We start from the raw sequence: 24,859 nt of genomic DNA, 5'->3' as shown, positions 1-24,859 counted from the left end.
TTCTCACGCCTGACCTGCATCTGCGTCGACTTATTCACGCAAGTTCTCAGGCACATATTCCCACGAGCTCCCCCACCGCGCAGGCCGTCCCACTCGCCCATTAGAATGCCTGTGTCCCCAAGGAAAAGGATGAGTGGATGTCTGGCGGACTGGTAGCGTTATTGGACGATATTGCGACCCTCGCAAAAGCCACGGCTTCATCTATTGATGACGTTGCATCGAGCGCAGTGAAGGTATCGGCCAAAGCGGTTGGCGTCGTCATCGACGACACTGCCGTCACTCCGCAGTACGTCTCCGGACTTTCCCCCAAGCGCGAGCTGCCGATTATCGGGAAAATCGCCAAGGCCTCGTTGATCAACAAACTGGTCGTTATTCTGCCCGTCGCGCTGCTGCTCACGTGGTTTGCGCCGCAAGTCCTGCCTTTCCTCCTCATTGCGGGCGGCGCTTACCTGTGTTTTGAAGGCGGAGAGAAGGTTCTCGAGGCCCTGCACTGGCTTCCCGAACACGAAGACTCAGCCGAAGATACGGCCCCTCAAAGCTCGGAAGACCTCGAAAAAAGCATCGTTTCTTCTGCCTCGCGTACTGACCTTATTCTTTCGGCGGAAATCATGCTGGTCTCCATGGACGGACTGAACGCCGAGTCCATGTCGATGCGGGTCACGGTTCTGATCGCAGTCGCTTTCTTCATGACCTTCTTCGTCTACGGGATCGTTGCAGTCCTAGTACGAATGGACGATTTCGGACTTCGCTTAGCCAAGGGTGCGACACATCCGGACGATAACCGCCCCGGTCCCGCAGATAATATCGGCCGCGGGATTGTGCGCGTGATGCCGAAGATTTTCAACGCAATCGGCGTTGTTGGAACGGTTGCGATGCTGTGGGTGGGCGGCCACCTGGTCATCGAGAACCTCGCGAAGGTGGGCGTCGGCTTCATCCACAACGTCGTGTCGACCATCGAACACGCGCTCGCTTCGGGCGGTGGTTTCCTTGGCTGGCTTGTTGAGACCGCATGCGCTGCAGTGTTTGGCATTGTGCTTGGCTCGCTGATCACAGGAGTTGTTGTTGGGGTGTCCCATCTTTTCCGCCGAGGCCGAGGCCACTAAGCCTTTCTCCTCTCCCCTTTTGCGTGGTGCGTTGAGCGCTGAGTGAACTCGCCCACCTATGCACTCACACATAGGGACTTAAGTACTAGTCTTGGGGTATAGACCCCTAAGTGTAAGGAGAGCCCGATGAGCATTTACACCCTTCCCGAACTTCCCTACGATTACGCGGCACTGGAGCCCCACATCTCTGCAAAGATCATGGAGCTGCACCACGACAAGCACCACGCTAACTACGTGGCCGGCGCAAACACCGCACTGGAGAAGCTGGAAGCAGCTCGCGAAGCTGGCGATTTTGCCGCAATCAACCTGTGGGAAAAGAACCTGGCCTTCAACCTGGGTGGCCACACCAACCACTCGATCTTCTGGACGAATATGACCGGTGACGGCGCTTCTCGTCCCGAAGGCAATCTGGCCGACGCTATCAACGAGTTCTTCGGCTCCTTCGAGAAGTTCCAGGGACAGTTCGCCGCTGCAGCCCTCGGTCTTCAGGGCTCCGGCTGGGCCGTTCTCGCATGGGACACCCTGGGCAAGCGCCTCGTGACCTACCAGCTGACCGATCAGCAGGGCAACATCCCCGTTGCAACCGTTCCGCTGCTCATGCTGGATATGTGGGAGCACGCTTTCTACCTGGATTACCTCAACGTCAAGGCCGACTACGTCAAGGCCTGGTGGAACGTTGTGAACTGGGAGAACGTCGCACAGCGTTTCGCAGCAGCCCTGTGATCGCTGCTCGTTAGCTTCAAAGCTTGTGGCCCCCACCTTTTGGCGGGGGCCACAAGCTTATCCACGGGCGCTATCTACAACCTATAGGCAGGCGTTATCCAAGACGCCTTTGGAGTTCTTGGTACTGGGCAAGCTTTTGCTGAAAATCAGCGATGTAGCTGATCAGCATGACTTCATCAACGTGGTGGTTACGCGCAAAGTTCGCAATCGTTTGAGCAACCTGGTCGTAGGTGCCAATGATGATCGAACGATCGCGTTGTGCCCATCGCAGTGCATCTTCTCGGTCTTCGGCGCTCATCTGCTCGGGTCGCTGGAACCGCACGGGACGTCCCAGTCGCAAACACATGCGGAAGCTCAATGCGGGAAGGGCCTGTTCTAGGGCTTCCGCTTCAGTTTCTGCAGCGCTCACCGCGAGCGCGGAAAGCGTCTGTCCCTGACCTTCACTCAGGTTTTCGGGCAGGTGCGCGCGATAGTGATCCATAACTTCTGGCTGCTGCTGACCGCTAAAGAACTGTGCATAGGCATAGTTCATGTTTCGAGTCCCCGCCCACGCCGCGCTCTGGCCTGAAGAACCCAGCAACCACACTTCGGGAAGCTCATCGGGGCGCGGGTAGACACCAACAGAGGCGTAGGGATGTCCCTCGGGCAGGGTTCCTCGCATGAAAGCCAGAGTTTCATCGATCAGAGCATTGATCGACCCCGGATCAATCGTTGCTCCCTGATTGAGCGCGCGGGCGGAAATCATGTCACCGCCGGGGGCACGCCCCAATCCCATGTCGACGCGTCCGGGGAACAAGGTGGCAAGAGTGAAGAACTTTTCTGCCATCTGCAAGCTGCCCTGGTGCATGGCCATCACGCCGCCCGAACCAATGCGAATACGCGAGGTCCGATCCAGAAGGTGAGCCATCACCAACTCGGGAGCAGAGGACATAAAGACCGGTGTGTTGTGGTGCTCAGCGATCCAAAAGCGATGGAAATCCATCTCTTCTAATCCGCGAGCCAAAGACACCATGTCTTCCAGTGCCTGATGCGGAGTCGATCCGTCAAAAAGCGGAACCTGTTCCAGTGCTGAGAGGCGCATTGTTACCCTTCCGTTTCACAAAATATCCGCTATATAAACACGGTTATTCCTGAGGATATTCCCCTAGAGAAGAGCGAGCCGGCCAAGCACTTGTCCGCACAAGCGTCAGCGCAGCCAACACCCCAACACTCGCCTCAGCGGAAAGCAGCACCACGCCTCGGCGGCATCGCAGGCATGCCCAAGCCGACCACGCGGCGTCCCTCGCCATCAGAGGAAGCGCCACCGGATCCGCACCCGCAACCACCGCAGGACGCACCAGCAACGGCCTCGCCGCCCAGGTCTTCGGAATCGAAATCAATCCCGACCAACTGCAGCACGCCATCGTCTTCACCATCGCGCTCGGCGGCATTGTGCTGTTGAACAGCGGTTGCCAGCATCAGCTTGATTCGGTTGAGCTGATTGACTTCCGAGGCGCCCGGGTCGTAGTCGACCGCGACAATGTTCGCTTGCGGGTAACGGTTGCGCAGCGCGCGGAACATGCCCTTTCCAACGATGTGGTTGGGCAAGCATGCGAAAGGCTGCGCGCAGATGATGTTCGGGCATCCGTGTTCGATCATGTCGACCATCTCAGCCGTCAGGTACCAGCCTTCACCGGCTTGGTTACCAAGGCGCGCGATGTCCTCCGAACGCGAGATCATCTCTTCGATATCGCGATGGGCTTCAAACTTCCCATTCGTCTCTTCGAAGGCGCGATGGACCGGAACCTCATACTTCTTGAGCAGCCACAGAGCCATGGGCATGATCTTGCGTTGTTTGCCGTCGATACCCAGATTCTCGTAATCCCACTCCGCGGTCGCAACCGAATTGTGGAAGAACTGCATGAGTCCGGGAAGCTCGGCTTCACAACCTTCGGCCTCGATGACGTCAACCGCATGATTATTCGCATCGGGGTGGAACTTCACAAGGATCTCTCCCACCAAACCAACGCGAGGCTTACGCGGAATATCACGCAATTCCAGGGCGTCAAACTCAGCAACGCAGCGCTTGATCAGCGTCGAATAGCGCAAGCGCCCCGTCAGGAGACCCGTCGGACCGACACGTCCCAAAGTCTCAGAGCGATCACTGACGACCCACTCGCGCACGATCTGATCCCAGCGGCGGTACAGTTCCATCGCGCTTCCGGGCACGGCCTCGTAAGGACGCACGCGAAGCAGCATGGACTGGATCGCGTCACCGATCACGAAGGCTTGGATCGCCTTGTGGATGTGGCGAATTCCGATCTTGAAGCCGGGGTTGTCTTCCAGCCCCTGAACGGAAAGCGCAATGACCGGGACCTGCGGATATCCCGCGTCGCGCAGACCCTTACGCAACAGCGCGGCGTAGTTCGTTGCGCGGCACATTCCGCCGGTCTGCGTGATGCCGACTGCGGTCTTATCGGGATCCGCTCGACCCGATACGAATTCGTCGATCAACTGACCGATGACAACGATCGCCGGGTAGCAGGAGTCGTTGTTGACGTACTTCAGGCCCGTTTCCATGGTCTGGCGACTCGTGTGCTCAAGCACTCGCACGTTCAATCCCGCGCGCCTGAACAAGGGCTCCAAGAAGCGGAAGTGAATGGGCGACATCTGCGGGGCAAGGATTTCGTATCCCGCATCGCGCATTTCCTCGGTGAAGACGGCTCGCGCTTCGATGTGTCCAGCCTTGACCTGCTCGGATTCTTCGCGCGCGGCAACGGATGCGGGGTCCTCGTGCACCGCGGTATCGATCGTTCCCGAGGCCATGGTTCCTCGCTCCGCAACCGCCGCTTCTAGGGAACGCAGGCGGATCTTTGCGGCACCCAGGTTCGAAACTTCGTCGATCTTGAGGACCGTGTGCACGTCGCCTCGGCCCTCGAGGATTTCTTGAACCTGGTCGGCGGTGATTGCGTCAACGCCGCAGCCGAAGGAGTTGAGCTGGACCATCTCGAGGTCAGGTTCATCGCCCACGCGGGCAGCGGCCTCGTATAGGCGCGAATGGTAGGACCACTGATCGCGCACGCGAAGAGGGCGTTCAAGGCGCTGGTCAATGATGGAGTCCTCGGTGAGGACGGCCATTCCCAGTCCGACAATGACCTCGGGGATGCCGTGGTTGATTTCGGGATCGAGGTGGTAGGGGCGGCCCGCCAAGACAATTCCACGCACTCCGTGTTCGCGCATCCACTCGAGTGCTTCGCGGCCCTTTTCCTTGATTTCAGCCTTGACTGCTGCGTCTTCTTCCCACGCCTTATCCAGTGCGCGGGTCATTTCTTCAACGCTGATGTCGTAGCCATACTGCGCGAAGGTGCGCACGAGGTGTGCGGGCAGGTAGTCGCGGTTGCCGAAGTTGATGAAGGGGCTGATGAACTTCACGCCCGGCTCATTCAGGCGCTCCATATTGTTGCGGATGACTTCGGGGTAGGTTGCAACGACCGGGCAGTTGAAGTTGTTATCCGCGTCGGTGAGCTTTTGTTCGAAGTCAACGCAGGGGTACCAGATCGTTGTAATCCCCTTATCCAACAGGGATTCGATGTGTCCGTGGACGAGCTTGGCCGGATAGCACACGTTTTCAGAAGGGATCGATTCCATTCCCTGCTCGAATAGCTCGTGATTACTTCGTCCGGAGATCATCACGCGGAAACCGAGCTCGGTGAGCATCGTGAACCAGAAGGGATAGTTCTCGTACATGCCCAGAACACGGGGAATGCCAATGTCTCCGCGGAAGGCTTTGGCTTCGGTGAGGCGTCGGTATCCGAAGATCCTCTTGTACTTCCAGTCATAGAGGTTGGGTAGGTCCGACTTGCGTGGGACCTTTTCAAGGCTTGCTCCGCGTTCGCAACGGTTCCCCGATACGTGCCTTTCTCCGTTGGAGAAGGTCGAGATCGTCATCTGACAGTGGTTTTGGCACAGGCGGCAGGTCTTGCGCGTGGTCTCGACTTGGAAGTCCTCGAGGTCTTCCACGCGAGCCAGCGTCGACTCACCTTCACCGCTGTCGTGCATACGGGCAGTGAGCGCCGCGCCGTAAGCACCCATAAGTCCGGCGATATCCGGGCGAACAACCTCGCGGCCAGTGAGCAGCTCGAATGCGCGAAGAACCGAGTCGTTGAGGAAGGTTCCACCCTGGACAACGACGCGTTCGCCCAGGTCCGAGGGGTCCTTGAGCTTGATGACCTTGTACAGGGCATTACGCACGACCGAGTAGGACAAACCAGCGCTGATATCGCGCACATCCGCGCCTTCTTTTTGCGCCTGCTTGACCGATGAGTTCATGAAGACCGTGCAGCGCGTTCCCAAGTCGACGGGGCTGCTCGATTCCATTGCCATCTGCGCGAAGTTTCGCACGTCGGTTCCCATGGTCTGCGCGAAGGTTTGCAGGAAGGACCCGCAACCCGAGGAGCAGGCCTCGTTGACGGAAATTGAATCGACTGCGTGATCCTTGATCCGCAGGTATTTCATGTCTTGGCCGCCGATATCGATGACCGAGGTGACGCCGGGCTGGATGAATTCCGCGGCGCGGTAGTGCGCCATTGTTTCGATTTCGCCCTCGTCCATGGTCAGGGCCGCGGTGACCAGACCTTCGCCGTATCCGGTTGCGCAGGATCGACCAATCACGGTGCCTTCAGGCAGTTCACTGCGGACCCTTCGAACAATTTCTACCGCTGCAGCGACGGGGTCACCTTCGTTGGAGGCATAGTGGGTGAAGACAATCCGGTCATCTTCGTCGATCAGAACTGCCTTGATAGTGGTTGAACCCGCATCAATTCCGAGCCAGCAGCGCCCGCGAGCCTGAGAGAGATCAGCCTTGGGGATGACTTCTTCTGCGTGACGCTGGACGAATTCTTCCTTCTCTTCCGGGGTCGCGAAAAGGGGCCGCATGCGAGCGGATTCGGCTTCGACGTGTGCGGTGGCGAGGCGGTCGATCAGTTGCTCGAGCGCGTTTCCTTCTTCTTCGCCTCGTTTCTTTGCTTCTTTCGAGGCCAAGAGTGCAGCTCCGATAGCGACGTACAGTTGCGCATTTTCCGGGGTGATGAAGGAGTCAGCCTTGGGGAGCAGAGTCTTGTAGGCCTCGCGTAGTTGAGGGAGGAAGTGCAGCGGGCCGCCCAGGAACATGACGTTTCCGCGGATGGGGCGACCGCAGGCAAGACCTGCAATGGTTTGGGTTGCGACCGCGCTGAAGATCGAGGCCGCAAGGTCCTCGTGCGCGGCGCCCTGGTTGATCAGTGGCTGGATATCCGATTTCGCGAATACACCGCAGCGCGAGGCGATCGGGTAGAGCTGAGTGTGCGCTTCGGCCAGCGCGTTCAGCCCCGAGGCGTCGGTGTGGAGCAGCGTGGCCATTTGGTCAATGAAGGCACCGGTTCCACCCGCACAGGTTCCGTTCATTCGTTGCTCAGGTGTGGGGTGCAGGTAGGTGAGCTTGGCGTCTTCACCGCCCAACTCAATAACGACATCCACTTCTGGGTGGAGTCGCTGAGTGGATTCCGTTCCCGCGATAACTTCCTGAACGAAGGGGATGCCCATTGCTCGGGCTGTCGTCAATCCGCCCGAACCGGTGATCGCAGCCTGGACGACCAATCCGGGGTAGATGTCCTCGATGTCCTCGAGAAGGTGTCCGAGTTCGGCGCGAACATCTGCGTTGTGGCGGCGATAGTCTGAGAAGAGGATGCGGTTGCCGTCTAAAACAACGGCTTTGACCGTCGTTGAGCCCACATCAATACCGAGCTGGCACGGGTGTTCGGGTGTGCTTTCGGCGTGTAAACGCGAGCCTTCAATGATCTGCGTATCCATGTTGTGCACGCTATGTCCCCGATTTCTAATTTCCAAACTGTTGAAATTAGACTGAGCTCATGGCGACGATGCATCAACTAAGGGCGGAGAAACAGCGAAAAGCGCCTTCAGAATCCCTGACAAATGCCCCCGAAGTTTCATCAGGTGTTGAAATTTCTGATTCAAATAACGCAACATCGTCTGTATCTAAAATCCACCGTGGCCCCAGCGCCTGCCGAGGCGAAGTCAAACAGCACATCATCGCTGCCGCCAGAAGTGAATTCGTCACTCAGGGCTACGACCACACAACCCTGCGTTCAGTCGCCCGGGGAGCAGGATGCGACCCCGCGCTCATCACCTACTATTTCGGAACTAAGCAGAAACTTTTCCGCGCCTGCATGGATCTTCCCCTCGACCCGGCCTCGGAAATCATCGCGCTTCTCACCCCAGGCCCACAGGGAGCGGCCACACGCCTAGTCGACTACATCCTGGACCTCTATGAGCACACGCTGACATCAGACACCCTCTTGGCACTCATGCGTGCACTGATCACCGATACCTCAACCTCCCAGCGCTTTCGCACCTATATCCGAAGCGATGTCTTAGAGCAGATCAGTCAGTTCCTTGCCGCAGACCCCGATCGGGCTCGACTCCTTGGCGAAGAACTCGAGATCGTCCTTTCCATGCTGTACGGCGTAGTTACCATGCGCTACATCATTGCTCTGGAGCCCCTGGCAACCATGCCTCGTCAGCACATCCACAAAAGCCTGACCCCTCTATTGCAACAGCGCATCGATCACATATTCACCTCACTTCTTCCGCAATAAAACGCCACTTTCGGCGCGCGCGCGGCATCAATTCGCAAGGCTGTTGGCACAATTGGAGCATGACAACTCACGCTCCCACTGCTGAAGAACGCGCAGCATTTGTCGCCCCCCGACCCAAGCGTCACTGGTGGCAAACGCGTAAGGGCACCGCAGCCGGCACGGCTGGGGGCAAAGTCGTCTATTTCGCTCGAAGTGCAACCATTATTGATCCCTCAACCCAGGCTCACTACCTAGACCGCTCAGATCTTGCTTTCCGCGCCGATTCAACGGTCGCTGTTTTCGACCCCCAAGCTGCGCGCCGCCATCATGTCGCATGCGTCCTTTCTGGCATCAGCCCACTTGATGAAGGTTCGGTGTGGATGCCCACGGGCAGCAGGACTACCCTGATCAGCCCCGACGAAGTTCTGAACCCCTCCCTCACGCTCCTCCAAAACTTGGTGATTCCGTGTGCAACGATGGGGCAAACCCTTGATCCCGAGGTCATCGACTCAACGGCCTCTCGCCTGAACATCGATCTCACGCGTTCCGCCAGTGATCTTTCAGCCTCTGAATTGTTGGATTTCCAGGTGTTACGTGCGATCGTGTATCGCGCAAACCTAGTGATTATCAGCGACCTTCCCGCCGAGGTCGACCAGGGTGAATTCCTTGACGAGTTCTTCGAGGCCCTCACTCCCCTGCGTTCCAGCGGCGCGTGCGTCGTTTTCTTTACCGATCTTGCCCAAGCTGCCGAGCATGCCGACCGCCTTCTCATCATCGCGAATAGCACGGTCGCAGCAGACACCGGAAAGGTTGACGCGCAATTCATCTCCATGGCCTACGAGGCCATCAACGAAGATCCCACCTCCTACCTTGGGCCAATTCCACGCGCGGGCGATCCGATTCTTCCCCCTTCCTCCCCCGGTGACGAGGCCGACTCCCCCGCCGACACCACCTCTGCAGCTCACACCGACTCGGCGACCATTGCCCCCAACCTCCCCCACGAAGATGACGAGGCCTCAGAAGAGGAAGCCCCGCCCGCAAAGGAGAGCCGTGGCGAGGATTCCACCGCCGCCTCGGAGATCGAGGCAGAGGATGAGGAGCCCGCAATCACGCCCAATTGGCACCCGCTGACTACTCGGGTTGTGCGCACAGCGGACTCTCCGCTCCCCGAGCCAGTGTCTTCGCAGTGGGATGACAATCCTGAGACCGCTGAAATTGCTCTTGCTGCGATTGCCCAGGCACAGCGTTTCCATCGCATTGATCAGGCGCGCGCTTCACTGGGTGATGAACTCAAAGAACAACTCAATGAAGATCTGCCTTCCGGTTCTGAGGCAAGCCCTGAGGAGCTTGCGCTGATCGAACACGCACAAAAAATCCTGGGCGAGCTCCCCGGTTCGGTAATGCCGGATGAGGATTCGGTACCCGAGTCGGATGCTAAGTGACACGTATTCGTGTCAAAATTAAAGAGTGACTGCACTTCGGTGCCCATCTTCGTAGGAAGCGATGAAGGTATGAGTAATTACCGTCCCTCTTTGGGGCAGGTTCCGTCTGAGCCCAAACCCCCCAGTATTGGCGAGCTTTTCGGCCGTATGACGGCACAAATCTCCACGCTCATCCGCGGAGAAATCGAACTGACAAAGACCAAGGCGATGACCTTCCTCAACTTCGCAAAAGCGGGGATCATCGCACTGGTTATTGCGGGTGTTTTCGCCCTCTACGGCCTGGGATGGCTTCTGCACAGTGCGGAGCTTGCACTGGCTTTGGTTCTTCCCGCTTGGGCAGCGTCACTCATCGTGTGTGGCGTGATTTTCTTGATCGTCATCATCTTCGCTCTGGTTGGCATCTCGAAGCTGAAGAAGTCTAGCCAGAACGTTCCCGCACCCCAGCAGGGCTTGAAGGAAGATGTGGACGCCGTGAAGAAAGGGGCTCAAAAGTGAGCAACGAGCAGACTCAAGCAGACCTGAGCGCAGATGAGATTGAAGCCCAGCTACGCATGACGCGTATTGAGCTCACCAATACGGTTGATCAGCTTGTGACACAGCTTCACCCTTCGTACCAAATTGAGCAGGCAAAGCAGAATGCTCAGGCAAAGGTTGAGGAGCTCAAGGAACGTGCTCGCTCGACTTGGGAGCTGGCACGCGAAGGTGATACTGACGCGATGCGCACTCTGGGAATTGCCGCATGCTCTGTCGTGGCAGTTGTCGGTCTTGTTGCGTGGCGTATTACTTCCCGCGTGAGGCGTTCGGGTTCTAAGTACTCCCGCTGAAGGCATAATTTGGCCCCATCCAACACTTCGGGTGGGGATCGGGCATCGTTTTTAGGTATGATGTTCCCACGAAACATTTTGAACACCTAGGGCACCGCTTGTGCGGACCCGACCGAAGTAGAGGGGGTCGACGCCATGGGGCGCGGCCGTCAAAAGGCCAAGCAGACGAAAGTCGCACGCAAGCTGAAGTATTTCAGCCCTGACACCGACCTGGATGCACTCCAAAGGGAGCTTGCAGCCGGGCATGAGACGCATAGCGAAGAGCAGCCAGACGAAGATGATCTGTACGCACGCTACGCTGATTACGCCGAAGATGACCAGGATTCCCAGGATGACCACTGGGATGACGAGGACTACTGGACCTCTTCTTCCTCGCAATCGCGAAAGTAGCTGAGCTCTTCCGCTTTAAGACATAAGGAAACACCGTCAGACGGGTTTGTTACACCCATCTGACGGTGTTTTTGTATCTGCTAGGAAGGAAGCCACGTAGGGCGAGAAGCTGCCTGAAGGCTTGAAGAACGGCATCACTCTTTACCCGGATAAAACACAGTCCCGGTGGCGATTTCTCACCACCGGGACCAGCGTTATAGCGTCAGTGCGCTAGATGGTTCAGCCCATCTTGCGACGCGTTGCAACTGCAGCGCCACCGGCGATCAATGCTGCCATTCCAAGGCCCAGCAGAATTCCGCTGTTTGCACCGGTCTTTGCCAGGGAAGACTTGGGGTTCTTCGGCTTCTTGGGCTGCTCAGAGGGCGTCGAGGGAGGAGTCGACTCGGTCGGTGCGGGAGGCACCGAGGTGGTGGTCGAGGGGCTCGGCTCGGGAGTCGTGGTCGACGGGGTGGGCTTCGGAGCCGGAGTCGTCGTGGACGGCGTGGGCTTCGGAGCCGGAGTTGTGGTCGACGGAGTCGGCTCGGGCGTGGTGGTGCTCGGAGTCGGCTTCGGAGCCGGAGTGGTCGTCGACGGAGTCGGTGACGGCGCAGGAGTCGTCGTGGACGGCGTGGGCTCCGGGGTCGGAGTCGTGGTCGACGGGGTCGGAGTCGGCTTCGGCTTGGTCACGTTGGTGACTGTTGCGGTGTAGTCCTTTTCGGGGTTAACCGTCAGAGTTGCGGTCTTCTTGTCCGCACCCAAGGTGACGCCATCAGCTTCACTGAAGACACCGGAAGTTGCGTTATCCCACAGGACACTTGCATCGGGAAGGTTCTTTTCCTTGATGGTGACCTTCGTGCCGACAGGCAGCTTGTCCGGGTAAGTGTAGGTCTGTCCCTTCTTAACGGTGACAGTTTCAGTCTTGTCAACGCCGGGGCCCTTCAGGGTCACTTCGAAGGAGAAGTCCGGATCATCGGTCAGAGCAGCTGCGGAGTCATCAACCTTCTTGGCGATGGAGAAGACCTGCTTTGCTTCTGCACCAGCATCAGCACCGTAGACGAGCTTTTCACTTGCAACTGATGCACCCGGAGTGCCCGGAGCTTCGATGTTTGCAGTATTCCAGTAGCGTCCGTTCACCAGGTTCTCAACGCGACCGTAGAGGGTGAAGACTGCGAACTGGTTTGCAGGAATCTCAGGAATCTGAATCTTGAGCGCGTTTGCATCACAGGTGATGGTCGCGTTTTCACGGAGAGAACCGTTAGAGAGGTCCGCACCTGCGTAGTTTGCGCCGCCAACAGCTGCAAGAAGCTTGAAGTTAGTGGCATTGGTCTTCAACTGGTTCGTCAGATCGGTGCAGTCGAAGTCCCACTTGGTGTCTTCGGAGTTGTCGGTAAAGGTCACGTTCTTCAGACCAGCGGAGCCACCGGGAATGGTCACGCGCCAAGAGATGGTGCGGCTCTTGTTCCAAACGGTGCCGGGGTAGGTCCAGAAGCCATCCTTACGGAAACCTTCGCCAACACCGACGCCCTTCTTGACGTTAACGTCAACGGACTTGGTCTCGGTCAGATGGAAAGGCTGCGTGCCTCCGATCTCATTGGCCTCCAGGGTCAAGCGCGAGCGAGTGATCACCCAGCCATCCCAAGATGCCGCACCCTCAGCTGCTTCATTGAAGACGACCTTGACAGTGCCATCCGATCCCCAAGTAGCGCAGCCAATCACGGTGCCCGATGCGGACTTCACATCGAAGGTGAAGGGAGCGATCGGGTTTGCGGACTTGGTTGAAAGCTTGTACTGGAAGTACTGACCTGCGGTCACCTTCGAGCTGGTCGACCACTTGACCTTGTAACCAAGGGTCTGACCAACAGTGAGGTTCGTCGTTGCATTTCCATTGTCGTCAACCAGTTCAGGCTGGCCAACAGTCATTTTCGAGGTGATATCCGTGGTGGGTGCGGGACAAGTTGCGGCGTGGGCGGCGGGAGCGGCAGCGTCAGAGAAGATCTCAACGGCACCGATACCACCAACCGCAAGCGTCAGCGCTGCGAGCGCAGAAACCGCGCGCTTAGTGCGGAGGGTTGTCATAGGAAAAACTCCAAAAATCCGAAGATTGACAGATTCAAAAATATATTACAGGTAATCAGGCTGAAATTCCTAGTGTTTTCTCAGCTAAATTTATTCAGATTTCATTCATAAACATTTCATAAAGAAACCAGGAAGTCATCCTCGTCAACCACAGCTCCGCCCGCAATTCCAAGGATAATTGTTGCTGCAGACTCAATATCACGAGTCGAACGCATACGCTCCAAACGCTCGGAACGAGTGACGATACTCTCAGGAACCTCGACATTTCCCTTAGGAAGCCAGCGTAGTCGATACTCAATGACCGCCCCCTGCGCCCATTCCTCCCAGCGCAAGACATGAGGAACCTGCTCGACCTGATGCACTTCAACCATCATGATCGACTGATTCCCAATAGGACTGAGCAAAGCAAAACCATCAACAACTTGTTCAGCGCTTAGTGCATGTTCACGATCCCGCGCTAAGGCTTCGCGCAACTCATCACTCAACTCATGCACCACTGAACGCAGCTCTCGTTCAGCCTCGGCATCGCGACGATTCTGACGGGAAGGCTCTCCCTGCGCATCAGCAACCAACTCGCGCGAATCAATCGTCTCTGGGAAAACCTCAGCCAAGGCCTCGGCAAGTTCAGCGGGCCCCACCCAGCGCGGCGAATACACGGCCAAAGACACTGCGGAATCAGGATCGGGCTGCATAACAACGCCACTTCCCGCAATGCGCACAGCCCCAGCCAAGCGCCGAGCCATCCGCTCCAGCACCAGCAAGACCTGATATTCGAGCCCAACGGGCAAGCCCTCGGGGAAAGCCGAAGCCCAGCGGTCACTCGCGGCAAGCTCAGGCGGTGCAGGCTCCCCGCGCATCGGCTCACACTCCACAACCCACGCGTGAGTGAGGTCTGCACCCAAGCCAAGTGGACCTCGGACATTTACGGGAAGCGCCCAAGGGCCAGAAAGCTCTACTCCCCCGCGAAGGTGCAGACGACCGGGAGCAACCCAATGGGCCTCGTCCCACGCGGAAACAGCCAAGGCCTCAAGCTCATCATCTTCAACGGAAGCGCCCACGCAGAAGAGGTGGTTTGCCAGCCCCAACTCAACGGGAAGAGGCAACACTTCACGCACAGCGGAGCTGGTGCCCATAGACACGCGCGCAACATGGTCATCAAGGCGAATCTCGCCGGTGCCGTTCACTCGCAGTGCGGTGTCGAAAGCACGCATCCCGCCGACCGAAGTCATCGAGGTTTCAGTCAAAGGGTGCGAAGCCGTCTGGCTCAGCGAGGACTGAACACCTCGCGCAGAATCGTGAGCCTGCCCAGCAGGAGCAGCTTCCAAACGCTCGCGAAACGACCTGCGTTTGGGAGGCAGCGATGCTTCTTGGCCCACGATCAACGCTCGATACGGGTGCGACTAAAACGAAGGTGCGTGCGCGAGGGCGTCGGCCCGCGCTGCCCCTGGTAGTGCGAACCCAAGCCTTCACTGCCGTAAGGGTGCTCGGCGGGCGAGGACAGGTCAAAGAAGCACAGCTGACCAATCTTCATGCCCGGGTAGAGCAGGATCGGCATGGTCGCAGTATTCGACAGTTCCAAGGTGACGTGGCCAGAGAAGCCTGGGTCAATGAAGCCAGCGGTGGAGTGCGTGAGCAGGCCCAAGCGACCCAGCGAAGACTTTCCCTCAAGGCGCGCTGCGATGTCGTCACCCAGGGTCACCAGCTCATAGGTGGCACCCAGCACAAACTCACCGGGGTGCAGCACGAAGGGATCATCCGGTCCCACGTCCACACTGTGGGTCAGGTCAGATTGATCGGCAGCGGGATCGATCACCGGATAACGGTGATTATCGAAGAGGCGGAAGAGTCGATCCAAACGCACGTCGATGCTTGCGGGTTGAATCAGAGAGCGATCAAGCGGATCCAATTGAATACGTCCGCTATCAAGGCTTGCTGAAATATCGCGATCACTGAGCAGCATGCTGCCATTCTCGCACAGTTTGGGGTGAGCCTACTCGCCTCAGCGGGCGCGTTGGGTGACGGCTAAGCTACCTGTGTGCCTGTGACCGAAAGAGAAACTACCCGAAGCGCCATCATGGAGTGGTACCGCCTTCATCGACGCGATCTTCCCATGCGCGCCGATGATGTTTCCGCGTGGGGCACTCTTGTTTTTGAGGTCATGAGCCAGCAAACCCCCATCCCGCGCGTTCAGCCGATTTGGGAGCGCTGGATGAGTCTGTGGCCAACTCCGGCGGATCTTGCGAAAGCGTCACCGGCCGAGGTCCTTGTTGAGTGGAGTCACCTGGGCTACCCATCGCGGGCCCTACGCCTTCGCGACTGCGCACTCAGCATCACGCGCGATTTCAGGGGCGTTCTCCCCTCCACGTACGAGGCCTTGCTGGGCCTGCCAGGAATTGGCCCGTACACCGCCAGCGCAATTGCATCCTTCCAGTTTCACCAGCGCATTCCTGTTCTTGATACGAATATTCGTCGAGTATTCGCACGCATCTGCGACGGGGTCGAGTTTGCGCGACGTTCCACACCTTCGCGCTCCGAGTTCGCAGCTGCGATGCAGTGGCTTCCCGAGGAAGGCGCAGAATGCGCGGTGTGGAATGTGGCGATTATGGAGTTTGGCGCACTGGTCTGCACCCAGCGCTCCCCCAAGTGTGCGGGGTGCCCGCTGCGCACAAACTGCGCCTGGGCGAGCGCTGGTTTCCCACCCGCCGAGGTGAGGCCTCGTGGTCAGGCGTGGAAGGGAACTGACCGGCAGGCTCGGGGACGGGTGATGGCAGCTTTGCGGGCTTCTCCCTTAGGAATTTCTATTGACGAGGCCATCGCCGCGGCACGCTTAGAGGGCGCGGATCCGCAGCAGGCTCCTCGCGTCATTGAGGCTCTGATACGCGATGGCCTGGTTGCCGAAGAGGTGGCAACCAGGCACATCACTCTTCCTCGGGAGTGAGGAAGGGGCTGGACCCTGGAGGGGTGAGCCTAGCCCTTGACTGCTCCTGCCATTGCGAAACTTCCTCCGGAAACCTTCTGCATGATTGCGTACAGAACCAAAGCCGGGCTGGAATAAATCACCGCGAATGCGGCAAGCTTTCCATAAACAACGGCTCCGTGAGTTCCGAAGAACTGGTAAATAGCGACGGCAGCTGGCTGAATATCCGGATCAGTCGTCAAGATGAAGGGAACGAAGAAGTTCCCCCAGGTCGCGGTGAATATGAAGATAAAGACGACCAACAGACCGGGTTTCATCAGGGGAAGAACAATGGTTCGCAGCGCTTTGAGTGCGCTGGCGCCATCGACCCAGGCTGCTTCTTCAAGAGACACAGGGACAGAGTCCATAAAGTTCTTGAGCATCCACACGGCCATGGGCAGTGAGGTCGCAGTCATGAAGCAGATGATGCCGGGCATCGAATCGATCAGATCGAGGCTGACGAAGAGTGAGTACACGGGAACCATCAGTGCCGTAATCGGCAAGCAGGTTCCAAAAAGAATCGTGTACATAAATCCGCGAGCGAAACGACTCTTATAGCGAGAAAGCGGGTAGGCCGCGAGCGCACCGACAACAACGGTCAAGATTGCCGTTCCGAAGGAGAGAATCGCAGAATTCCACAGAGGAAGCCAGGTTCGATCAAATGTCGCGATATCCGAGTAATTCTCGGTCGTGAAATGCTCAGGAACACTCAGGGAGACGGTTGCCGTTGGGTTGAAGGAGGCAAAGAGCACCCACGCCAATGGAATCAGGAATGAAATTCCGATCAATGCCAAGACGATGCTTGAGATTAAGCGAACCGTTTTCTCACGCGGATTAGCGACGGAGGGGATTTCCTTAGCTTGCGTAGCCATCAGTCCACCTCCGGCTTCAAGGCGCGAATGTAAACCATAGCAAAAAGCGCACCCAGCACAATGGTTACTGTGGCAATCGCCGTGCCGTAGCCAATCAGAGAGTTCTTAAAGGCTTCTTGGTAGGCCATGACCGGGAGTGTCGTTGACTGAGTTCCCGGACCACCGCCCGTCATCACCCACAGGAGCGTAAAGACACCAAGGGTTTGAAGGGTGGTGAGGAGCAGGTTGGTGGAGATGGAGCCCTTGATCATGGGAAGGGTGACGAAGAAGAAACGCTGCGATCCGCGTGCTCCATCGACTTTTGCCGCTTCTTGAATTTCCGGTGGAACCTCAGCTAGAGCCGCCGAGTACACCATCATTGAGAAGGCCGTACCACGCCAAATATTGGCCATGATGACCGAGAACATGGGGAAAGTCAGGAGCCACGTTGTTCCGCCGAGGCCGATGTAACTGAGCAGGGCGTTGAGCGTTCCGTCTGTAGAGAAGAAAGCATAGAGCGCGAAGGCGGCGACGATTTCAGGCATAACCCAAGCGATCACAACGACGCCACCGACAAGTGTGGAAAGGATCTTCGGCGCCTTGCGCATGAGCATTGCCAAGGCCAGACCCAAGATGTTCTGGCCAACAACCGCTGATGCAAACACAAAGATCACTGTGAGCAGGACTGCTTTCCAGAAACCATTACTGGTCAGCAGTTCCACATAGTTTTCGAGGCCGACAAATTCGGGGTTTGCCGCTTTGTAGCCCGAAAGGGCGGCATTGGTCAAAGACCCATATACCGAGTATGCAATGGGACCGATGAGGAACACCGCCATAAGAGCAACTGCTGGAAACAGCAGGCCCATTCGGCCCGTTTGGCGGGCGATGCGAGAGATCAGTGTCTCGCGTCGCCCGCCAAGGGTCGCAGTGCTCTCGGTCCCCACACGAACCGAGGTGGACATGTTACTTCGCCGCTTCGATGTTCTTCTCGCCGACGATCTTCACCAGGCCCTCGTCATAGGCCTTTGCGGCCTGTTCGGGGGTCTGTTCCTTGGTGACCACAGATTCGGTGGCCGTCTGGATATTCGTGGAGATCTGCGGGTAGTCGGGAGTTGCAGGGCGGAAGTGCGTGTACTGGACGATTCCAGCGAAGAACTCGAAGGAGGGGTTGGCCTTGAGGTACTCGGGATCGGAGACGATATCCTTACGGACGGCAATCGCGGAGGTCGCGATGGAGTACTGCAGGGAGCCCTTCTTATTCAGAGCGGTCTTGACGAAGTCGGCTGCCAGCTCGGGATCCTTGGTCTGGGATCCAACGGAGAGCACCCATCCACCTGAGAGCGTGGTGAATCCGGGTGCTTGCCCCTTCTGAGTCGGCATCTTTGCCAGACCGATGGTGTCTTGCCATTCGGCCCACTTGGTGGAATCCTGCATCCACACGTAGGGAAGCCAGGAACCATCGATATCGATGGCGAGCTTGCCCTTGGGGAGGAGCTCAGTGGAAACGCGAGTACCGACTGCCTTGTCCAGAGCAACATCGTTGGAGGGGGTCAGGCCTTCGGAGTATGCGGTCTGGTAGAAGGTCAGAGCGTCCTTAAAGCCCTGGGAGCCACTGACCCACTTGTTGGTATCGGTGTTGTACAGGGTGTCCTGAGTTCCGTAGAGCAGCATTTCGAAGCCCTGCATGGTGGTCTGTTCGCCACCGGCGCGGCCTGCGTAGATGTTCATGGGGATAACGCCGGGCACCTTTTCCTTGATGGTGCGTGCTGCGGAAAGAATCTCGTCCCAGTTCTTGGGCTGCCAATCGGTCGGTAGACCCGCCTGCTCGAAGATCTTCTTGTTGAAGTAGATACCGCGGGTATCGGTACCGAAGGGAACACCGTAGAGCTTGCCATCCATGCCCTTTGCGCCCTGAGTCGAGCTTTCGGAGTACTGGCTCCACTCATCCCAGTCCTTCACGTACTGATCGATGGGCAGTAGGTATCCAGCTGCAGCATCGCTCATGACCTGGAATGTGTCTTCATAGATGATGTCGGGAGCCTTGGACTTCGACTTATTCATCAGTGCGAGCTTGGTGAAGTACTGGTCAGCCTCGGCTTCAACGGGCTGAAGATCGATGGTGACACCCTTGTGGGTCGACTCGAATTCTTCCTTCGCACGCTTCATGAAGTCTTCAACCTGTGGGAAAGACGAGGTCTTGTAGTAGGTGACGACAAGCGACTTTCCTTCTGAGCTTCCAGAAGCAGCCTTGTCCTTGGATCCAGAGCACGCTGTCAGTCCCACGGCGGCAATGCCCAGAACTGCAACGGCGGCGAGTGCACGACGTGCCATTGAACTCTCCTTTGATAGTTCGGTGACTTCCTTCGGTTTACCTGCGGCTTCACTGTCGCCCGGCTTCCCCGCGCCCCTATGACACGGAAGTCCTTGCTGTGAATTGTATTACTACGTAGAAATGGCTTTCTAGCCCCAATGGTTACACTTCGGTCACGATCTTGACAAAGTTCCCTGAATATTTGGTGAGTGAATATTTGCAGATCACGGGGCATATAGAGAAGGGTGCGACGCCAGCTGCATGCGAGCGTTGTACCCCTCTCGATCTTTTGGATAGTCCCCGTTCTTTCAGCTGTTCTCAGTCATAAAGCGACTGATCAATGAACGAATTTCGTTCCAAGCAACAGAGTCAGGCACTGAAAGCGAACCATGGAAAGTACCCGCGAACATATGCAACTCAGCAATACACCCGCTATCAACCAGGCCAGTTGCCAGCGCGATCCCCTCATCTCGAAGAGGATCGACAGGATTCACAACAACTAATGCCGGAGGGAAGCCAATTTCCCTCATGTGTTCTCGCGGCTTGGGGAAAGCAGATTCGAGGAGCGCGTCAGGGATTTCGGATTCCTTTCCCTCTTCCCCCGTAGCCAGCGCAAGCCCAAAGAAGTGTCGCCACGCACCGGCTGCCGCGCGGCGTGTCCAGATCGGACCATCTGCGAAGAGTGAGCTTGAGTGCGTTGACAAGGTCGGGTCAATGCAAGGCTCCAGTAAGACAACGCCTCTGATCATGGAAGAAATCTGCTCATATCGAGCCATAGTTTCTTCATCTTGCAGCACTGGTGAAACCAGTCCGTAGAGACGGCACACCATGGAATAGGCCAGCCCAGCTCCCGCGGAATCCCCTAAAACGAAAATTGGACGTTCATAACCAAAACGGTCAAGGGCCTCGACAAGGGCGGAAATACAGTCGTCGACGGGAATCGGGAAGGGAAATTCGGGTGCGAGGCGATACTCCGGAGAGAAGACGATCGCACCGAAGCGTGTTGCAAGCTCGTCATTCTTCGCATCGTCGAATGCCGCTCGCCCAGCGACGTATCCCCCACCGTGGATTGACACCAGAATCGGTGCGTTATCCCGCAGACCATCGGGGATGAAGCTGCGCCCACGCGCGGTCACTTCGAGCCTATTGATTGCTTCGTGGGGATTCTCCAGAAGAGCATCTCCCCCAGCGCGCATAGCGGGCAGGTTCCAGGTTGTTTGTTCGGGTGTCGCTTCGATTACCGGCAGCAGCTCAGGGCGTAGAAAGAACGGAGATTCAGCCATCCCTTTTCAGCCCTTCGGGCCGAGCTCTGCAATAAAGGACTCAACCGCAGCGTAGAAGGGCTCGGGAGTTGAGCGGCGCACGCAGTGCCGAGCAGTGGGCATCAGAAGAGTAGTGACCTTCTCTAAGCCCAACTTATCGATGTCAGCGACACCGGCTGGGCCAATGACAACATCGTCTCCATCCCCTGTAATCAGCAAAGTCGGGGTCTGAAGAGATTCCAGAATTTCATTTCGCGTGCGCGCACTACTGACGGCAATATTCGATAGGAAATTGCGATCCACCTGCACCTTTGCCTGTGCCCACCCGGTTGCTTCCGCGCGACTCCACAGCGGATAGCCCTTCAGAATCTGTTCAACCTCGTGTCCTAGATTGTCGGTCACGTGATTGCACCACTTCACCAGGTGTTCACCAAAAGTCTTGGAATCTCGCCGATTATCGGCAGTGAATAGAGCCGGGTCCTCCAGCACCAAAGCATCAACGTGGGCCAGGCCTCGTGAAACAATATCGGCGCTGGTGGCACCACCCATCGAGTGCCCCATCAACAGGACAAAGGGGGCAGGATCATCAGCTTCAATACGGTTAATTACTGCGGCCGCACTCTGCACCAACGCCTCGAAAGGGTCCTCAAGCTGCTCGGGTGTAAAACGAGGGGAGCACCCGTGTCCCAGCGCGTCGACGCAGACGACCTCGAACTCACCGGACCAACGCTCGCTGACATCGCATAGCGCGGCAGCATTATCTGTCACCCCATGAAGCGCATAGATACGTCCCTTGGTGGGAGTTCCACTGGTATTGATAGCAAGTTTTGCCGGCGTCATGAATCCTCCTCGGCGAGAAAACAGCCTGTCGATACGATGTTACGCAGCATACAATATTGGCAGAACGCGAAGCGTCAGTCACCAATGCGCATGGTCCTCAGAGCAGAGCGACCGCCGCGACATTCCAACACGATCGATGATGCTAGCTGAGCACTCGAAGCTATAAAAGAGTAAACAGGATGGTTTTCTCATGAGTTCTGACGAGGGCGGCACGTAGGAGGGGCAGGACCTCGCCGATCAATCAATAGCGGATCGCGTCGATCGGCTTGATGCGCACGGCCGCGAGCGCCGGGATGATGCCGCACAGGGCGCCGATGCTCGTGGAGATGGCGACGCCGGCGATGGCGGCGCCAGCGGGGAAGGCCGGGGTGTCGCTCAGGGTGATATTGAGCGCCTCCAGGGGCAGGAATCGGACGACGACGACCGCGATTCCCACACCGATGACGCCGGCGACGAAGGTCGCGACGACGGACTCCATGAAGACCGCGAAGAAGACACGCGTGGCGGAAGCGCCGACGGCTCGGCGGATGCCGATCTCGCGCACGCGCTGACGCACGGTCACGATGGCGACGTTCAGCAGGCCCAGGGCTCCCAGGAACACAATGATGCCGCCGATCACCATGATGACGTTGGAGATGGTACCCAGCTGCTCCTCGCCGATGTCCTCGTGTTCGCCGCCGGAGACGGAGACCTTCCAGCCCTCGCCGAGGATCGAGGCCAGGGCGCGCGGCAGGGTGTCGCGCGCCAGGTCGGCGTTCTCGGTACCCACCCACGCGATCATGGACGGCGCACTCATCTGCGGGAAGGAGACGCGCGCCGCGTCGTAATGCGCGAACACGGTCGGCATGTCGAAGGAGCTCTTCGACTTGGTGACGCCGACGACGCGCATGGCCGTTCCATCGCTCGTGTGCAGGACGATCGGAACCTGGTCAATGGGGGCGCGCCCCAGCTGGTTCCACAGGCTTTCAGAGATGACGACGGGGATCAGGCGCTGGTCGGCATCACTGCTCTCGACCCAGCGTCCCGCGAGCATGCGGGTGCGGTAGATTACCGCATAGGAGGGATCCACGCCTTGGAACGCGATCCCGTCAACCATGTCGCCGATCTTCGTCAGGGGATAGCCGCGGAATTGCCCGCTAGAGCGGGCCTGTCGAGTTTCGACGATCTCACCACCCCCGCTGGAAAAGCGCGACCAGTAGCGGATGTCCGTGCGTTCGGCCAGGGTGCCCATGGCCTCGCCGATGGTGTCCTTTTCGTCGGGTCGCTTCGCGGTCTGCGCGCCGGTTGCCGAGGCGGGATCGGACGCATCCTGATAGGGGCCGCCGGCCGCCGAACCATCCGAGGAGGCCGAGGAGCTTTCGGGGGTCAGGCGCAGGGTGACGGAGCGCCCCTCGTAGAGTTCCGCCAACTCGCGCGAGGACTGCAGGAGCAGGTCGCCGAGCGCGATGACGATCGTCATGGCGGCAACGGCTGCAACCACGCCCACGAGGGAGAGGACGACGCGCGCCTTCTGAACCTTGACCTCGCCCCAGGCCTCGATGAGCGCGCCCAGGATCTGACTAACGGCTTTCACTGCTCACCCTCCTGCTCGGCCCCGGCCTCGTCGCTGGCATGCCCGGCCTCCGCACGGTGCACGAGAGCGGCAGGGTCCTCGACCTCGTGCAGCGTGCCGTCGTAGAGTTCGTAGGCGCGCTGCGCCCGCGCGGCCACAGCCATGTCGTGCGTGATGACGATGAGCGCGGCGTTGGACTCGCGGGCGACCTCCTCGAGGAGGGCCATGACGACGCGGCCCGTGTCCGGGTCGAGGGCGCCCGTCGGCTCGTCGGCGAGGATGACGCGCGGGCGGCGCACGAGGGCGCGCGCGATCGCGATGCGCTGCTGCTCGCCGCCACTCATCTCGCCCGGGTAGGAGTCCACGCGCTCACCCAGGCCCACGCGCTCGAGCATGTCCACGGCGATCGAGCGCCGACGCAGCAGCTGGGGGCCGGGGGCGTAAAGGAGGGGAACCTCGACGTTTTCGGCGGCCGTGCGCGCCGAGAAGATATTGAATTGCTGGAACACGAAGCCAAAGTCTTCTCCGCGCATGCGCGCGCGGCGCCCCTCGCCCAGGCGCGTGGTATCCACGCCGTCCAGCTCGTATGCGCCCGAGGTGGGGGTATCCAGCAGGCCGATGATATTGAGCATCGTGGACTTGCCCGTACCCGAGCGGCCCACGATGGAAACGTGCTCGCCCTGGGCGACGTCCAAGTTGACGCCGCGCAGAATGTGCAAGTCATCCCCGTCAGGCAAGGTCACCGTGCGGGTCACGTCCCGCAAGCACACGAGACTCATTGTGTGCCCGCTGCGTCGCCCGAACCCCCGGCCATGCCGCCGTAGGGGCCGGTCTGGCCGTCCTGGTTGTCCTTGTTCGAGGTCGGGGTGAACTCGAGGATCTCCTCGCCCTCCGTCAGCCCCTTCTTGATCTCGACCATCTTGCCGTCCGTGATGCCCAGGGTGACGGGGCGCTTCTCGGGCTTAGTCGGGTCGGAGGTCGGCAGGTAGACGGAGCCGGACTGGTAGCGGCCCTCGACCGCGGAGATCGGCACCGCGAGGACGCCCATCGCCGATCCGGCCGTCATTTCGAGGGTGACCTGCAGGCCGGCGAACACCTTCTGGTTGGAGGGGATCGCGCAGCGGGCCTTCAGGTCCATCGAGGCCGAGACCCCGTTATCGGACCCGGCGTTTGATTTCGAGTCCTGCGCCTTGCCGGCCGAACTCACCACCTTCACACCTGAGCACTCGAAGGGCGCGGGGCCGTTCTTAATGGTAACGGTCGCCGTCGAAGGAGCGTCCTGCATGCGGTACATCTGGTCCGCACTCAGGGAGGCGACCGCGGAGAAGGTCGGAGGAGCAATCGTCGCAACCGTGTCGCCAATCGCGAACTGCTGGCCGACGAGTACCCCCGTCGACACCGTGCCATCGCCGGGGGACACGACGGTCTCGTACTTGTAGGTCGGCTCGGAGGTCTCGACGCTCACGTTGCCTTCTTCGTCGGTGACCTGCCGGGTGTCGCCGGGAATCTCCTTGCGGATCTGGAGGAGCGCATCACCCTTGGAAACCTTGTCACCGTCATTGACGAAGGTGCGCACGACGTTGCCGTCCAGGGTCGCACGGGCCACGACCGGCTCATCGGGCTGAATCGTGCCCGTCAGAATCACCGTATTGGTGATATCTGCGCGCCCAACGGAGATTGTCATCTGCCCGAAGGCCCCGCCCGGATCCACGTCGCCGCTCGTCTGCTTCTCCTGCGCGGCCGGGAAGAACGCAAACTTCACCAAGGCCACGGCGATTACTACCCAGGCAAGAACCTTGACAACATCGAGCACCTGGGCGGTGCGGGTCTTTTGTGCCACGTGCGTCTCCTTCGATGAACGGCGTTGCCCAATTGTAAGGTGCGCCTTATTCTCACACAATGCTTCACCCCTTCAGGGATTTCTCAGGGATAGTCTTGC

At 58.6% G+C, this 24,859-nt stretch carries 21 protein-coding genes; 8 read left to right on the top strand and 13 right to left on the bottom strand.

The features are described 5' to 3' along the window. The first annotated feature begins 137 nt into the window (after positions 1-137). Complete coding sequence (locus ADG72_RS05025; protein ID WP_048712832.1) at positions 138-1,103, top strand: DUF808 domain-containing protein; 966 nt, start codon at positions 138-140, stop codon at positions 1,101-1,103. A gap of 126 nt (positions 1,104-1,229) precedes the next feature. Next, complete coding sequence (locus ADG72_RS05020) at positions 1,230-1,826, top strand: superoxide dismutase (protein ID WP_048712830.1); 597 nt, start codon at positions 1,230-1,232, stop codon at positions 1,824-1,826. Positions 1,827-1,920: 94 nt separating this feature from the next. Here the strand turns inward: ADG72_RS05020 and ADG72_RS05015 are convergent, their stop codons facing one another. Continuing rightward, complete coding sequence (locus ADG72_RS05015) at positions 1,921-2,907, bottom strand: MsnO8 family LLM class oxidoreductase (protein WP_048712827.1); 987 nt, start codon at positions 2,905-2,907, stop codon at positions 1,921-1,923. 134 nt (positions 2,908-3,041) lie between these two features. Continuing rightward, complete coding sequence (locus ADG72_RS05010; RefSeq protein ID WP_048712824.1) at positions 3,042-7,652, bottom strand: acyl-CoA dehydratase activase-related protein; 4,611 nt, start codon at positions 7,650-7,652, stop codon at positions 3,042-3,044. Positions 7,653-7,711: 59 nt separating this feature from the next. On the opposite strand from ADG72_RS05010, the gene ADG72_RS05005 reads away from it, so the two are divergent. The 5 genes from ADG72_RS05005 (at position 7,712) to ADG72_RS04985 (ending at position 11,093) form a co-directional block, all read left to right on the top strand. Then, on the top strand, positions 7,712-8,458 hold the full coding sequence (locus tag ADG72_RS05005) for a TetR/AcrR family transcriptional regulator (protein ID WP_048712820.1): 747 nt from the start codon (positions 7,712-7,714) through the stop codon (positions 8,456-8,458). 59 nt (positions 8,459-8,517) lie between these two features. Continuing rightward, entirely contained in the window at positions 8,518-9,879 is a 1,362-nt protein-coding gene (locus ADG72_RS05000) for a hypothetical protein (RefSeq protein WP_048712817.1), read from the top strand. A 69-nt stretch (positions 9,880-9,948) separates the two neighbouring features. After that, positions 9,949-10,374 (top strand): phage holin family protein, encoded by a 426-nt coding sequence (locus tag ADG72_RS04995; protein WP_009408389.1) that lies wholly within the window; start codon positions 9,949-9,951, stop codon positions 10,372-10,374. Next, positions 10,371-10,703 (top strand): DUF3618 domain-containing protein, encoded by a 333-nt coding sequence (locus ADG72_RS04990; protein ID WP_019126790.1) that lies wholly within the window; start codon positions 10,371-10,373, stop codon positions 10,701-10,703. The genes ADG72_RS04995 and ADG72_RS04990 overlap by 4 nt, the downstream gene beginning before the upstream one ends. Positions 10,704-10,838: 135 nt before the next feature. Then, positions 10,839-11,093 carry a DUF3073 domain-containing protein gene (locus ADG72_RS04985; RefSeq protein WP_009408387.1) on the top strand — a complete coding sequence of 85 codons (255 nt, stop codon included), beginning with the start codon at positions 10,839-10,841 and terminating at the stop codon, positions 11,091-11,093. A 219-nt stretch (positions 11,094-11,312) separates the two neighbouring features. On the opposite strand, the gene ADG72_RS04980 is transcribed toward ADG72_RS04985, so the two are convergent. From ADG72_RS04980 to dcd, 3 genes are all read right to left on the bottom strand, one after another. Beyond that, on the bottom strand, positions 11,313-13,148 hold the full coding sequence (locus ADG72_RS04980) for a DUF5979 domain-containing protein (RefSeq protein ID WP_048712812.1): 1,836 nt from the start codon (positions 13,146-13,148) through the stop codon (positions 11,313-11,315). Positions 13,149-13,264: 116 nt separating this feature from the next. Then, on the bottom strand, positions 13,265-14,524 hold the full coding sequence (locus tag ADG72_RS04975) for a hypothetical protein (RefSeq protein WP_048712809.1): 1,260 nt from the start codon (positions 14,522-14,524) through the stop codon (positions 13,265-13,267). A gap of 2 nt (positions 14,525-14,526) precedes the next feature. Further along, positions 14,527-15,108: a dCTP deaminase gene (dcd, locus tag ADG72_RS04970; RefSeq protein ID WP_009408384.1), complete on the bottom strand. Its 582-nt coding sequence runs from the start codon at positions 15,106-15,108 to the stop codon at positions 14,527-14,529. Between the two features lie 114 nt (positions 15,109-15,222). Between dcd and ADG72_RS04965 the strand changes: the two genes are divergently transcribed. Beyond that, a complete protein-coding gene (locus tag ADG72_RS04965) occupies positions 15,223-16,086 on the top strand; it encodes an A/G-specific adenine glycosylase (protein ID WP_048712806.1) in 864 nt (287 codons plus the stop codon). Positions 16,087-16,115: 29 nt separating this feature from the next. Here ADG72_RS04965 and ADG72_RS04960 read toward each other — a convergent pair whose 3' ends face one another. From ADG72_RS04960 to ADG72_RS04925, 8 genes are all read right to left on the bottom strand, one after another. Continuing rightward, positions 16,116-16,976 (bottom strand): carbohydrate ABC transporter permease, encoded by an 861-nt coding sequence (locus tag ADG72_RS04960; RefSeq protein ID WP_048712803.1) that lies wholly within the window; start codon positions 16,974-16,976, stop codon positions 16,116-16,118. Further along, the gene (locus ADG72_RS04955; RefSeq protein WP_048712801.1) at positions 16,976-17,917 is read right to left on the bottom strand and encodes a carbohydrate ABC transporter permease; all 942 of its coding nucleotides are present in this window, start codon (positions 17,915-17,917) and stop codon (positions 16,976-16,978) included. The genes ADG72_RS04960 and ADG72_RS04955 overlap by 1 nt, the downstream gene beginning before the upstream one ends. A gap of 1 nt (position 17,918) precedes the next feature. Further along, the gene (locus tag ADG72_RS04950) at positions 17,919-19,286 is read right to left on the bottom strand and encodes an extracellular solute-binding protein (protein WP_048712799.1); all 1,368 of its coding nucleotides are present in this window, start codon (positions 19,284-19,286) and stop codon (positions 17,919-17,921) included. 288 nt (positions 19,287-19,574) lie between these two features. Continuing rightward, positions 19,575-20,549, bottom strand: coding sequence for an alpha/beta hydrolase fold domain-containing protein (locus ADG72_RS04945; RefSeq protein WP_048712796.1), 975 nt, complete (start codon positions 20,547-20,549; stop codon positions 19,575-19,577). Between the two features lie 6 nt (positions 20,550-20,555). Continuing rightward, on the bottom strand, positions 20,556-21,368 hold the full coding sequence (locus ADG72_RS04940; protein WP_048712793.1) for an alpha/beta hydrolase: 813 nt from the start codon (positions 21,366-21,368) through the stop codon (positions 20,556-20,558). A 241-nt stretch (positions 21,369-21,609) separates the two neighbouring features. Beyond that, on the bottom strand, positions 21,610-22,941 hold the full coding sequence (locus tag ADG72_RS04935) for an ABC transporter permease (RefSeq protein ID WP_048712790.1): 1,332 nt from the start codon (positions 22,939-22,941) through the stop codon (positions 21,610-21,612). Then, positions 22,938-23,699, bottom strand: a complete 762-nt coding sequence (locus ADG72_RS04930) for an ABC transporter ATP-binding protein (protein WP_048712788.1) — start codon at positions 23,697-23,699, stop codon at positions 22,938-22,940. Before ADG72_RS04930 ends, ADG72_RS04935 begins: the two co-directional genes overlap by 4 nt. Continuing rightward, positions 23,696-24,760: an efflux RND transporter periplasmic adaptor subunit gene (locus tag ADG72_RS04925; RefSeq protein WP_048712786.1), complete on the bottom strand. Its 1,065-nt coding sequence runs from the start codon at positions 24,758-24,760 to the stop codon at positions 23,696-23,698. The genes ADG72_RS04930 and ADG72_RS04925 overlap by 4 nt, the downstream gene beginning before the upstream one ends. Positions 24,761-24,859 lie beyond the last annotated feature (99 nt).

The organism is Trueperella pyogenes (genome assembly GCF_001070855.1).
Taxonomy (GTDB): domain Bacteria; phylum Actinomycetota; class Actinomycetes; order Actinomycetales; family Actinomycetaceae; genus Pauljensenia; species Pauljensenia pyogenes_A.
This window is presented reverse-complemented; position numbering and strand designations above follow the sequence as displayed.